General features: G+C 49.5%; 10 protein-coding genes. 3 read left to right on the top strand and 7 right to left on the bottom strand.

All coding sequences use genetic code 11. From position 1 onward, the window contains the following. Positions 1-8: 8 nt before the first annotated feature. The 3 genes from CHL1_RS08130 to CHL1_RS08120 all read right to left on the bottom strand — a co-directional run bounded on the left by CHL1_RS08130 (position 9) and on the right by CHL1_RS08120 (position 1,968). Positions 9-428 (bottom strand): DsrE/DsrF/DrsH-like family protein, encoded by a 420-nt coding sequence (locus CHL1_RS08130; protein ID WP_026393244.1) that lies wholly within the window; start codon positions 426-428, stop codon positions 9-11. A gap of 13 nt (positions 429-441) precedes the next feature. Further along, positions 442-663 (bottom strand): sulfurtransferase TusA family protein, encoded by a 222-nt coding sequence (locus CHL1_RS08125; RefSeq protein WP_070371461.1) that lies wholly within the window; start codon positions 661-663, stop codon positions 442-444. A 216-nt stretch (positions 664-879) separates the two neighbouring features. After that, complete coding sequence (locus CHL1_RS08120) at positions 880-1,968, bottom strand: 4Fe-4S binding protein (protein WP_070371462.1); 1,089 nt, start codon at positions 1,966-1,968, stop codon at positions 880-882. A gap of 353 nt (positions 1,969-2,321) precedes the next feature. Between CHL1_RS08120 and CHL1_RS08115 the strand changes: the two genes are divergently transcribed. Beyond that, entirely contained in the window at positions 2,322-2,654 is a 333-nt protein-coding gene (locus tag CHL1_RS08115) for a pyridoxamine 5'-phosphate oxidase family protein (RefSeq protein WP_250935977.1), read from the top strand. 146 nt (positions 2,655-2,800) lie between these two features. Here the strand turns inward: CHL1_RS08115 and CHL1_RS08110 are convergent, their stop codons facing one another. After that, positions 2,801-3,754 carry a DMT family transporter gene (locus CHL1_RS08110; protein ID WP_250935975.1) on the bottom strand — a complete coding sequence of 318 codons (954 nt, stop codon included), beginning with the start codon at positions 3,752-3,754 and terminating at the stop codon, positions 2,801-2,803. Positions 3,755-3,866: 112 nt separating this feature from the next. Between CHL1_RS08110 and pdxR the strand changes: the two genes are divergently transcribed. Then, positions 3,867-5,282: a MocR-like pyridoxine biosynthesis transcription factor PdxR gene (gene pdxR / locus CHL1_RS08105; RefSeq protein WP_250935973.1), complete on the top strand. Its 1,416-nt coding sequence runs from the start codon at positions 3,867-3,869 to the stop codon at positions 5,280-5,282. Between the two features lie 233 nt (positions 5,283-5,515). On the opposite strand, the gene budA is transcribed toward pdxR, so the two are convergent. Next, on the bottom strand, positions 5,516-6,145 hold the full coding sequence (gene budA / locus CHL1_RS08100; protein ID WP_250935964.1) for an acetolactate decarboxylase: 630 nt from the start codon (positions 6,143-6,145) through the stop codon (positions 5,516-5,518). A gap of 400 nt (positions 6,146-6,545) precedes the next feature. Here budA and CHL1_RS08095 point away from each other — a divergent pair, with 400 nt between their 5' ends. Continuing rightward, on the top strand, positions 6,546-8,027 hold the full coding sequence (locus CHL1_RS08095; RefSeq protein ID WP_070371466.1) for a carbon starvation CstA family protein: 1,482 nt from the start codon (positions 6,546-6,548) through the stop codon (positions 8,025-8,027). A 60-nt stretch (positions 8,028-8,087) separates the two neighbouring features. Here CHL1_RS08095 and CHL1_RS08090 read toward each other — a convergent pair whose 3' ends face one another. Continuing rightward, complete coding sequence (locus tag CHL1_RS08090) at positions 8,088-11,051, bottom strand: ABC transporter substrate binding protein (RefSeq protein ID WP_250935962.1); 2,964 nt, start codon at positions 11,049-11,051, stop codon at positions 8,088-8,090. 17 nt (positions 11,052-11,068) lie between these two features. Continuing rightward, the gene (locus CHL1_RS08085; protein ID WP_250935960.1) at positions 11,069-12,691 is read right to left on the bottom strand and encodes a sensor domain-containing diguanylate cyclase; all 1,623 of its coding nucleotides are present in this window, start codon (positions 12,689-12,691) and stop codon (positions 11,069-11,071) included. Positions 12,692-12,703 lie beyond the last annotated feature (12 nt).

Genomic DNA, 12,703 nt, shown 5'->3' with positions numbered 1-12,703 from the left:
TCCCCCCCTTAGATAAACAAGGTAATCGCTGACTGTCGGGCTTCCTGGATGTAGGTTCCGACGGCCCCATAGTCGTCAATGATGTCTTCGATCAGATCGGATCGTTTTAAACCCATGATGTCCATGGTCATTTCACAGGCGATGATTTTGCCGCCCAGTTCCTTAAAATCAGCCATCAGCCGTTCCAGGGAAGCGACATTATTTTTTTTCATCCGTCCCAGCATCATCTTTTTTCCCAAGCCCAGAAAATGCATTTTCGATAAAGGCCCTTTTTCCAGGCCGCCTTTTTTCAGGCGCAGCAATCCCCAGAAGGTAAAATACAGGGATACCTCCATCCCCATCGCCAGTGAGCCATTGGACACAATCAGAGCACTATACAGTTTATCCATATCACCACTCTGAACAATAATGGTTGTTTTGTCCGCCATGAAAAAGCCTCCTTTACTTTTGGATTTTTATGGTCCAGGTGCCGTCCTGTTCTTCAATGCTGGTGACTGCCAGCGACAAAGCATCGGCGGCCATCGGGATTTCTTTTTTCGAGGCGGCATTGTTCCCGGTAATCGCAATGACATCCCCCGGTTGCGCCCTTCTGACGGCTTTACGCATTTCTACCAAAGGAACCGGACAGGTTTCGCCTCTCACATCAACATAAATTTCTGCCATGTTCTTGCCTCCTACTCAAATTTTTATTCACTGCTGCTGTGCCTTTCCGTCGTTTTCTCTTTTTTCATACCCCATTATGAACAACTTACTTGAATATTCAGTAAAAAGCATAAAAAAGCAGGCCGGCGGATCGTCCGACGGCCTGCTGAGGTTGCTGTAAGATACTGTACCGACCAATTGTCGGTACGGGGTTAGTTTATTAGCTCGTTCTTTCTCTTACTTTTTATTTTTAAAGCGCTCGAGAAACCGGGTTGAATATGCTAGGGTCTTGGTGGGGCAGCTGTCGACACAGTGACCGCAACCGACACAGCGCAGCTCGGATACCGGAAGGCCGGTGGCGGCACGGGATTTTAAATCGATGGCCATTGGACAGGCAACGTTGCAGCGGCCACATTGGATGCAGTTGCTCTGATTGGTGGTGATCTGCTGACCAACCAGCTTGCCAAGCAGGCCCACCACCGTTCCCAGAGGGCAATAATAACAGTAGCCGCGACCGCAAAAGGCGACCCAGAAAAACATCGCCATCAACAGTTCAGCGGCGAGGTATTTATAGGTTTCGATTTTTGCCACTGTCTCGCTGTTGGCCAGCGGCAGACCCAACAGATAGAGCACCCAGTAGACGGTAAAACCGATGGCGACTGCCAGAAACAGCCAACGCAGGATGGCAAACACTTTTAAGCCGCGGGCCTTAAGCTTTTTCCGGGTTCCCAGCAAGGGCATTACCGGATCAAAAACCTCACTGGCAAAACCATTGAACAGGCACAGTGTCGCGCACTGCCAGCGCCGTCCCCAAAGCAGCGTTCCGACCAGAACAACGATGGTGATAAGCAGATAAAAGGCCAGCGCCAGCGCGATGCCAGTGAGGCCAAAGACCGGCAGGTATTTGAGATAAAAGGCGGTGTTGGGGTCCATCAGTTGTAAGGGGATGGTGGTCCAGGGAAGTGGCATCGCAAAAAAGTAAAGTTCCTGATTATCTAAAAGAATCGGGCCAACAATATGAACGACCAAAGCCATCACGATAAAACCGGTCAGATTGCGTTTGCGCATCTCAGTCCGCCCGGATGCGCCAATAATCCGCAGGGTCAGAAAGCTACCAATAACAATAAAACTGGTCTTGACCCAGTTTTCATAAAAACCCCACAGCCAGGCGATAAAGGCGGCCACTTCCGGGGTAGCCCGACTGACATAGCCGAAATTGAGCCCGGCAATGATCAGGCAGAGGATGATATACACCCACAGGATTGCTTTGAGTGCTTTTATTTCACTGGAGGCTTTTGTTTCGCTAGAATTACGGTGACTCGCCATGGTTCTGGTCTTCCTCGATAACTATAATTTTTTCTTAATTATAAACTTCTTTCACGATAAACACAAGAATAGTCATGATACGAATCAGAAATAGCTGCTTGACTGCCAGCATCAAAATCGGTACGATAAGTTATAATTTAATGATTAAATAAAAATAGGTAATTGCGAAATGAAAAAACACCGAACAATGGTTGCTTTGAGTGCAGTTTCCACAAACAGTTTTGTAACGTGTAGGCGAACAGTTCAGAGAACTGTCCGCCGTACAGTGTAACAATTGTTTCGTGCGAAACTGGGCGCAAAGCTCACGGCTGTTTCGCAATTACCTATTAAATAAAAACAAATGGAGGAAACAAATGCGACGTAAAAATCGGGAAGTAACCAAACTAACGGAGATTATTGAAATTATTAACGGCTGTAAGGTGTGCCGGCTGGCCATGGTGGACAACGGCCAACCCTATGTGGTGCCCCTGAATTTTGGCTATCGCCAGGATGATTCCGTCATTACCATCTTTCTGCACTGTGCCAGGGAAGGCCGCAAAACAGAGATCCTGAAACAGAATAACCAGGTCTGTATCGAGATGGATCAGATGAAAGAGCTGATCAGCGGCGAAAAGGGCTGTGATTACAGCTGCTATTTTGAAAGTTTTATCGGCACCGGTCAGGCGGTTTTTCTGGACGATGCTTAGCGGCAAAAGGCTGAGGCTTTACAGGCGATTATGAAACAGCAGACCGGCCGGGACGATTTCAGCTTTGATCAGCAGATCCTCGAGCAAACCTCCGTGATTGCGGTTGAACTTCGCCGTTATTCTGGCAAACGGCACTAATCGCGGGATCAATCGCTTTCGATCGTTTCAGCCGTAATGTTTTTTAGCTCTGGAACAGGTATTTTGCTGGCGCTCGCTGGCGATTTTTGGGTGGCGATGAGAATGCCGCAGACGATCAGGATCATCCCCAGCAGATGACTGAGCTGGATTTTTTCATTGAGCAGGATGGCAGCCAGAATAATGCTGCTGACCGGCACCACGCTAATGAAGATCGCCGCGTTGCTGGCTGCAACTTTAGCAATCCCCCGAAACCATAGGACATACGATATAAATGAGACAAAGATCCCGTAATAGCCAATACACAAAATAGTCTGAAGCGACATTTTGGCAAACGGATAGCCCCAGGCGTCGTGGATGGCAAGGGGCAGTAAGCAGATAAAGGCCATTCCCGCCACCAGTGTTGTCCGGTATACCGAGGACATCGGGATGCACTTTATTTTACTGAGCACCGAAAATAAGCCCTCGCCAATAACGGCAATCAGAATCAGAAAATTCCCCAGCACCGAGCTGTCAAGGGTCCCTTCCGCAAAATAGGTGAAGAGGTTGATACAGAGTAATCCGACAATAACAAACGCCAGACCGATGGCGTTATTTTTTGAGATCTTCTCTTTCAAAATAAAAAACGCCAGAATCACCACAATGGCCGGTCCAGAGCTGGAAATTAAACCGCTGTTAGCGGCTGATGTCAGCTGTAGCCCCCAGAAAATAAAGACCCGGTAGAACACAATCCCGGCCAGGGCTTGACCCAACAATACCACCACGGATTTTTTATCCAGGCGGTGGTGTTCTTTTTTAATCACAAAGGTGACCAGCAGCAAAAAGACCAGCCCGATGGCAATCCCCAGTTCGGTGGCCAAAAAAACCGGCACCCTTGCCACCATCATTTTACTGACCACAACCGCACTGCCGGCGATTGCCATCGCCACTGTCAAATCCACATAGGCGCGGAGTTTTTCTCCCATAATAATCCTCTTTTCTCTTTTATATGATTATGATAAAATCTTACCAGATTGATGTGGTTTGTAAATAACCACTTAAATGGTTTTTTTAGCAAACCACTTTTGGAGGAACGCAATGTGGATTAATCTTGATAAAAAGAATGACCGCCCCTTGATGCGACAGCTTTATGAGCAGATCAAACACCTGATTTTAAACGGCCAGCTGGCACCGGCCGAGAAGCTGCCATCAACCAGGCAGCTGGCCACTGATCTGGGGATCTCCCGCAGCACCGTTCTGGAAGCTTACAATCAATTGATTGCCGAGGGCTACCTGATTGGAAATCATGGATCGGGGACGGTGGTCGCCAATGGCATTGATGTATTTTCGATCCCCCCGGACACCGCTACGAAAAAATGCGCTGCCACGATGATCGCAACAAAAGTACCGCCATCCGCAGTGATTGATTTCCAGTCCGGCGTCATTGATTCGTCCCGGTTTCCGCTGTCGGCGTGGAAAAAAGCCTATCAGCGCAGTCTTGATCAGATTCCTGAAGCCGCTTTTCGTTATCATCCCAGCGCCGGGGTGATGAGGCTGCGCCAGACGATTGCCGCCTATTTGCGACGCACCCGGGGACTCACCTGTCATCCCGACCAGATTATGATCGTTTCTGGCTCGACCCAGGGTCTGGCCCTGATCGTCGCGTTATTTCAGGATCAGCGGCAAGCGGTCCTGATTGAAGATCCCACCCATCCCGGATTGCGCCAGATTATTGAGCGCGCAAAACTCCATTTAATTGGGATCCCGGTGGATGATCAGGGTCTGTTGACTGATAGCCTCAACGCCCATCCGAACCCGGCCTTTGTCTATACGACCCCTTCCCATCAATATCCGTTGGGTGGCATCCTGCCGATCCAACGCCGTCAGAAACTGATCCAGTATGCCATCGCCAATGATACGTATCTGCTGGAGGATGACTATGACAGTGAATTCCGCTTTGAAGGCCAGCCGGTTTCATCCCTTTATGAGCTAAGTCCTGACCGGGTCATTTACCTGGGGACCTTCAGCAAGATCCTCACCCCGGCTATCCGGTTGGGGTATCTGATTCTCCCGGATCAACTGATCGAACCTTACCTGGAGCTTAAAAAATATTCCGACGTTCATACCGAAGCCCTGACCCAGTACGCCCTGGCCGAATTTATTGAAAGCGGTGGGCTGGAAAAACACATCTGGAGGATGAAAAAAATCTATGCTAAAAAACGCCAGCACCTGATCGCTGAATTATCCCGTTGTTATCCGGCTGAATTTGAAATCAAAGGCCATGCCGCCGGGCTGCACATGGTTGTCCGTTTTAACGGCGTTGTTTTTGCTCCCCCACTGATCGATCGCATTAATGCCCGACAAGTCCGGGTCTATCCCATTGAAAACTACGTTTTTGGCAACACAACACCCTACGGCAGCGACATCCTCCTCGGCTACGCTCACCTAACCTTTGCCGAAATCACCACCGGCATCACCCGATTCTGTACTGCCCTGCGGGAACCGGGATCTTGAGCACAAAAAAGACACTCCCGCGAGTGTCTGAGGTTGTCGATAAACTCCCGTGCCGACCAATGACCAAGGGGTCAGACCCTTGTTAATCTGTTGTACGCTGCGGAATCGGACAGGCGATGCCGTGTCCGCTCCGATGCGGACAAAATGATGTAACAATTGTCGGTACTAGGTTATCTTTTTTGACAGTCTGAGACACTCCTACGAGTGTCTTTTTAAGATAGCTTCGAATCTGGTTATTTTTCGACAGCATCGATGGCGGAGTCGGCATCCGTTACGGTTCCTTCCGGGGTGGATGGCGACAGGGTCATGAAAAAGCCGTCGGTTTGATCGACAAAGGCAGTGGCGCTGTCAAAGCTGACATCAAGCAGATGGCCGCCCTTGCTGCGGTCATCGGCGATAAAATGAAAATGGTAGCCTTTGACATTCAAGCCGCCGATATCGGCCGGGCACCACAAGCCGACCAGGGTACCGCTGATCTTTTGATAGTCAAAGATCGACTGGTTTTTGACGGCTTCAGAAAGCACCGGATAAGGTTTTATCTGGCTGGGCACCGAACGGGCTTTGATGGTGTTGAAGGTGCCGTCGATCCGGAACACATAGAAGGCCTTCGGGTCGGTTATCATTTTGTCCAGTTCCTGCTCCAGGGCTTCCAGACTGGCGGTTGGTCCCAGTGATTTAGTCGCATCCTCGTCAAAGTAGGTAACTGCGGCAAAGGGGGTGGTATCGGTGTCTGGAACTTCCTCCACGGCACCGCTGGCCTTGACCTTGTAGACCGTATTGTCGATCATCACCAGCTCGCCATCCAGGGCGTTGAAGGTACCGATGCCGACATCGCCATGCTGCTTTAATTCCCCAAAAGTCATAAAACCATCGTAATTCCCGGCCAGCAGGGAATTGATCGTCGATGCCTGGAAGAGGGTCTCCTCTTTAGCTGCGGCAGCCTCGCTGCTGGTGTTAGTGGTTGCGGCGACAACCGGCCAGCGTCACTATCCCCAAAACCGATAAAACAATTGCGGTAATTTTTATTTTCATAACACGCTCCTCATTTTTCAATCTAAGTCCGATTTTACACCCCCATCACCTCGGATGCAATGGAAACTTTTGGGGATTTTAACTTACGCCGCCTTCACCTGAACCAACCTATCCGTACATAGGGCAGTATTCCGGATTGACGGCGATTTAACGCAATGTTAAAATGAAACCGTGGTTGAGCTTAGGGCTTTTTTTCTACGACAAAAGCCTGACAACTGCAGAGGAGGCATCATGATTACCTTTATTATCGGACTATTAATTTTAATTCTAGGCGGGTTTTTCTATGGCAAACTGGTCGAAAAGGTGTTTGCCCCGGATACGCGCCAGACGCCGGCGATCAGCCAGGCCGATGGGGTCGATTTTGTGGCCATGCCCAAATGGAAAAACCAGTTAATCGAATTGCTCAACATTGCCGGGACCGGCCCGGTGCTGGGACCGATCCAGGGGATTCTGTTCGGCCCGCTGGCCTTTATTACGATTCCCATCGGCTGCGTTCTGGCTGGCTCGGTTCATGATTACTTCAACGGGATGATCTCGATCCGCAACGGCGGCGCCCAGATGCCCCGGCTGGTGGGCAAGTATCTGGGCCCGCAGATCAAGCGTTTTTATACCCTGGTGTTGTGGTTGCTGCTTTTTCTGGTGGGGGTGGTGTTTATTTACACCCCCGGCGATCTGATTGCCAGGGATATTCTGAATAAGGATGCCGGTGCCCAGAACACCACCATCTGGATCGTTTATGCGGTCATTTTTGGTTATTATTTAATCGCCACCTTCTTCCCCATCGATAAAATAATTGGCCGAGTCTATCCAATTTTTGGGGCTATTCTGATCATTTCAGCGCTGGGGGTTTTTACCGGCATCATGATGGATGGTGGTGTCAATCTCCTGAACCTGTCCTGGTCGACCCTGCCCCAACATCCCCTGGGTCAGCAATTTATTCCGGTCTTCTTTATTACCGTCGCCTGCGGCATCCTCTCGGGCTTTCACGGCAGTCAGTCGACGCTGATTTCGCGGACCATTACTGCCGAAAAAGAGGGGCGCGGGACCTTTTACAACATGATGATCCTGGAAGGCTTTATCGCCATGTGCTGGGCGGCCGGGGCGATGGTGCTGTTTAGTCGCGGTGTCGATTTCAGTACCGGCGCCACCGCCATGGTGGGCCTGATCTCCCAGGAATTTTTGGGCCCGATTGGGGCGTTCTTCGCCATTCTCGGGGTTATCGTGCTACCGATTACCTCCGGCGATACCGCCTTTCGGTCGCTGCGACTGATGGTCGGAGAAGCCTTCAACATTGATCAGACCGTCATCAAAAATCGACTGCTGACAACTCTGGGAATTTTTGTCCCAGCGGTTGTGATTCTGGTTTTTGCCAAGACCGCCCCCAATGGGTTTAATCTGTTATGGCAGTATTTTGGTTTTACCAACCAGTTTGTGGCGATCTTCGCCCTGGCGATGGCGGCGGTTTATTTAATGACTGAACACAAGATTTTCTGGATTACCCTGCTCCCGGGGATGTTTTACACCTTTATCGTGATCTCTTATATCTGCCATGCCCCGATTGGTCTGGGTCTCGAACCCCGACTGGGCCCGACGATAGGCATCAACCCCAACAGTTATATCCTCTCTTATCTGATTGGCGCCGCGGCAGCCATTCTCTACATGGTGCTGGTTTTAAAACAGGGCCGAAAAGGTCTGGATCAGCTGCCCCAATAGAAAATATAAACCAGTACCGACAAAATCCCCGTCGCATCTCAAGTGATGCTGCGGGGATTTTTATTGTAGCGGCTTGGTGAGTAGATTGTGGTTGTAAATCACGGCGATTTCGGCCGGTTCCAGCGGTTTACTGAAAACATAGCCCTGAATTCCATCACAGTCACTGTTTTTGAGAACGGCAACTTTGTCCCACTCTTCAATACCCTCCGCCATGATTTTTAAATTGAGACTGTGAGCCAGCAGGATCAGGCTTTCTATCACCTTGATCCGGTTGCCCTGTAAAAACTGATCACTGATTGATTTATCCAGTTTTATTTTGTTGACCGGCAGATATGTCAGACAATTCAGCGATGAATAACCGGTGCCAAAATCATCCAGGGCCACTGCCAGCCCGGCATCTTTAAGCCCTTTTAGAAACTCCTTCGTCTGGCCATCGTTTTCCATCAAGATGCTTTCGGTAATCTCAATCTCAATAAACCGGGGCTCGACATGATGCTGATGCAGCAGTGTGATGATATAGCCAACATACTCTTTGTCCTGCAACTGACGATTGGAAAAATTGATGGCTACCGGTTTTTCCGCCAGTCCCTGATTGCGCCAGCGGGCAATCTGGGCCACCGCTTCCCGGATCACCCAGCGGCCGATCTCACTGATCAGGCCGGTTTCTTCGGCTACCGGAATAAACTGGTCCGGACCGAGGCGGCTTTCTTTGATTCGGAGCAGGGCTTCAAAGCCGCTGATCTGACCACTGTCCAAATCCACCTGGGGCTGATAGACCAGTTTAAAACCGTCGCTCTTTAATGCCGCTCTGAGCATCGCTTCAATTTCGATTTTACGGCTCATGGCCTTTTTCAATTCCTGATGATAATACATATAGTGATTTTTGCCCCGGTTCTTAACCTCGTACATGGCTGTATCGGCATTCATAATCAGCTGATCCATCGCACTGCTATCATAGGGATAGCAGGAAATACCCATGCTGATACTGACAAAAACTTCCCGGCTGTCGAGCCGGAAGGCTTCATCGAAAGCGCTCAAAATCTTATTGGCATAGGCTTCAATATCGGCCTGATGGCATTTATTGGTGATCAGGATCAGAAATTCATCACCGCCGAGCCGACCCACCATCATGTTCTCGTCAGCGATTGACTGCAACCGGCAGGCAATCAGCTTGAGCAATTGATCCCCAAAGAGATGGCCCAGGGTGTCATTGATACTTTTAAAATTATCAATATCCAGGAGCAGCACCGCCCCGGTATGGCCAGCCGCCAGTTCTTTTTCCAGTTGCACCAGAAAGCTCATCCGGTTGGGCAGCTGGGTTAAAAAATCATGTCGGGCCAGATGCCTTATCTGTTCTTCCTGAAGTTTGAATTTAGTATTGTCCAGCAAGATCCCGTGCAGCTTGCAGAAATTGCCGTCTGCCGATTTGATCCCTTTGCCACGGATCAGCAACCATTTTTGCTGTGTGTCGTCGCCCGCCGTCAGTACCTGAATATTGATCTGGGCTGATTTACCCAGAAGGTAATTGCTGACCTCTGTAATCAAACGCTCACGATGACTGGCCTCCAGAACGACATCCATCCAATAGTGGACATGACAATGGTTACTGAGGATTCGATTGATAATCCGGGAGCAGTCCCCAGCAAAAGAAACCGTTTTGGACGTGAGATCTACCTCCCAGACCGCACTGTTGGTGCCCTCAATGGCCAGCTCAAACTTCTGATTCAGTTCGCCGACTTCCCGGTCATGCTCGGCCATCACTTCATATTGCCGCCGCAGGGTTCCTTCCACCGTTTCCAGTTCTTTGTACGTCGCTGTAAGCTTAGCATTGCTGGCCACCAGGGCTTTTTGGATGCTTCGGCGCTTCAGATTATCATAAATTAATAAAAGCGTTACCAAGGTCAGAAAGCTGACAATAATGGCAGTGGCCAAAATCAGGTTGCGATATTTATCCAGTGGATGTTCGGTTTTATTAATCAGCACCGCATCAGTCGGAATCAGGTGATCCGGAATCTGATAGTGCTTGATCAATTCATAATCGAAGATGTAAAAATAGGGGGTCTCTTCAACCATTGGGATGGATGCGACCGGGGTTCCTGCCAAAATGTCGCTGACCAATTCGGCCGCTGTTTTGCCCAGGGCCTGATAATCCACCATTTTTCCGCCGATCAGTCCATAACCGACGCCTCCCACCGAAGCCCGATAAACGGGGATCTGGGTATGCTGGTTCAGAAAAGCTGCCGCTTTTTCAAACTCCATGTAAGCCCCGGTCTTGTCCGGGTTCATATCCAAAAATAGTAAAATGGTGTCATCCCCCAATTTCTCCAGTTCTGTCCCCAGCTCATCAAAGCTGTAGTTGGGCGTATTGAGGGTGGAAAAGGTCAGTTCCGGAAAGCTCTGGCGTAAGGATTTAAACTGCTGACGGTTGCCCTGACCAGTCAGAGTTTCATCGGCAATCCCTACTACCTTGGTAGCCCGGGGGTTAAAGACCCGGGCGATCTCCAGCGTTTCTTTTATCGAGATCCGCTCAATAATACCGGTGATGTAAGGATCGGCCGCAGCTTGTCGGGCCCGGGTTTCATCGTTTACACCAAGAAAAACAATCGGGATCTGAGAAAACAATTCGGCCTGATGGTCGAGGGCAAACTGAAGGGCATTGTCATCTCCTACAATCACCGCATCATAGGGTGGCAGCTGGGCCAATTTGAATTTCAGACTCTGATAAAAAACCTCTTTGTTCTCCGGAGTATCGAGGCGTTTGGTATCCATATATTCAATTTCCAGTTTGATCTTTTGTTCGTCAAATACCGATCGGATGCCCGTTATCTGGTCAGGAACCGAGACAAAGCTTTCACTGTAGGAGCTGATAAAAAGCACCGACTTTTCGTCCTCGGCGCAGACAAAAAAAGTTGGCCCAAACAGTATCCCGGTTGCAAACATCCAAATCAGGAGCACGCTTACATGGATGACAGCTTTAGCTGATTTTAATAAGTTGCTGCGATAACTGAGTTCATGGTTTGGCATTGACCCCTCCGAAAAAACTAGCATACTTCAACACGATTGCGGCCCTTTTCCTTGGCCAGATAGAGGGCCCTATCGGCCCGGGAAACGATGGACTCCGGAGCGGTATCATTTTTGTAAGCTGATACCCCAAGACTGATTGTCACCGCTCCCGCAGTTGCAAAAGAATGGTTAGCAACTGCCTGGCGCAGCCGTTCGGCCAACCTGGCGGCGTCCATCAGGCTAGTATCCGGCAGAATAATCAAAAACTCTTCGCCGCCCCAGCGCCCCACCACATCGCCATGCCGGACCGTTTCGTTGAGGAGTCCAACCAGCTCGATTAAAACCCGATCCCCGACCTGATGGCCATAGGTATCGTTGACAAGTTTGAAGTGGTCAATATCCAGAATGATAATCGCAAAAGGAGCTGAGCCGTTTTGGGCCCATTTGTTGTGATGTTCCAGGGTCTCATCCAGCTTTAAACGGTTGAAGCTCTGGGTCAGCTTATCGGTAATTGACAGCCGTCTTATTTCTTCCTCCATTAGTTTTCGTTCGCTGATATCCCGGGTAACCCCCAACATCCCGACAAAGCGTCCATCTTCGCTGTATATTCCGGAAACAGTCGCTTCAGTCCAAACCGTGGTGCCATCTTTGCAGGGTTGTTCCAATTCCCCGCGATAGACTTGAAAAGGCAGACCATTCTGAACCGAATTAATGGCCCGAGCCAACCCCTCATGCATCTGAACCAGTGATCCTGGACATAAGACTTCTTCCTGGGACTGAGCCATGACTTCTTCAACCGTATAGCCCCGGAGTTTTTCCACCGAAGGGCTAATGTAGGTGAAACGCCCGGTCAGATCCATGGTCCAGATGACATCTGCTGCATTGTCTGCCAGCAACCGGTGGCGCTCTTCACTCTGCTGCAGTTTCGCTTCAATGGCCTTGAGTTGAGTGATATCCCGGATTACGCTGAGAGCGTGGGGAGCCCCGTCAATGATGATTCTTTTCGATGAAACCAGACCAATATGTCGTTCATTATTCTTGCCATAAAAACAGATCTCCAAATTCTCAACAAAACCATTGGCTTCAAGGGTTTTGATAAAGGTTTCCCGTTGGCTTTCATCAATGTAGAGATCACGGATGTTAAATGAACCGACGGTTAAATCCGCATCGGTAAATTTTGCGGCTTCCATAAAAGCCCGGTTATAGGCAATCAGGGTACCATCGGCGACTTTGGTAATCACGGTGGCATCGGGAATAGTCTGAAACACCATTTCGAAATGAGAACGGGCTTCTTCCAGTTCATGAATGGACGACTCCAGTTTTTCGGTCATGCTGTTAAAGGCCTCGGAAAAATCGCCAAGAAAATGAACCCGCTGAGAAAAGTCGCCTGACGCAATGGTTTTGGTGATCCAGGTCAAATTCCTAAGCGAAGCCTGAAGGTTTTTTAAAGACCCCAGCACGTAACCCCGGCCGTTGATATCCTCAGACAGATTTCCGTTGCCAAGAGCTGTTGCCGAATTCCTGATGGTTTTGATGGTTTGATCAATTTCTAAAAAAGAGTCATCGTTGCTGATGTTTTCAGGGGGAATTACGCTGACTCGAAGGTCATTTAACAGGGCTTTAAAATATTCTAAAATGGATCGTGCGTCTTTACTGATCATTGCTGTTTTGTC

The organism is Acetobacterium wieringae, from assembly GCF_023700225.1.
Lineage (GTDB): Bacteria > Bacillota > Clostridia > Eubacteriales > Eubacteriaceae > Acetobacterium > Acetobacterium wieringae.
Note: the sequence above shows the minus strand (reverse complement) of the source record. Positions and strands in the feature narration are given on the sequence as shown.

Coding starts and splice junctions, on each gene's coding strand:
- CHL1_RS08130 (WP_026393244.1), bottom strand. CDS start 428: ATGGCGGACAAAACAACCATTATTGTTCAGAGTGGTGATATGGATAAA.
- CHL1_RS08125 (WP_070371461.1), bottom strand. CDS start 663: ATGGCAGAAATTTATGTTGATGTGAGAGGCGAAACCTGTCCGGTTCCT.
- CHL1_RS08120 (WP_070371462.1), bottom strand. CDS start 1,968: ATGGCGAGTCACCGTAATTCTAGCGAAACAAAAGCCTCCAGTGAAATA.
- CHL1_RS08115 (WP_250935977.1), top strand. CDS start 2,322: ATGCGACGTAAAAATCGGGAAGTAACCAAACTAACGGAGATTATTGAA.
- CHL1_RS08110 (WP_250935975.1), bottom strand. CDS start 3,754: ATGGGAGAAAAACTCCGCGCCTATGTGGATTTGACAGTGGCGATGGCA.
- pdxR (WP_250935973.1), top strand. CDS start 3,867: ATGTGGATTAATCTTGATAAAAAGAATGACCGCCCCTTGATGCGACAG.
- budA (WP_250935964.1), bottom strand. CDS start 6,145: ATGACTTTTGGGGAATTAAAGCAGCATGGCGATGTCGGCATCGGTACC.
- CHL1_RS08095 (WP_070371466.1), top strand. CDS start 6,546: ATGATTACCTTTATTATCGGACTATTAATTTTAATTCTAGGCGGGTTT.
- CHL1_RS08090 (WP_250935962.1), bottom strand. CDS start 11,051: ATGCCAAACCATGAACTCAGTTATCGCAGCAACTTATTAAAATCAGCT.
- CHL1_RS08085 (WP_250935960.1), bottom strand. CDS start 12,691: ATGATCAGTAAAGACGCACGATCCATTTTAGAATATTTTAAAGCCCTG.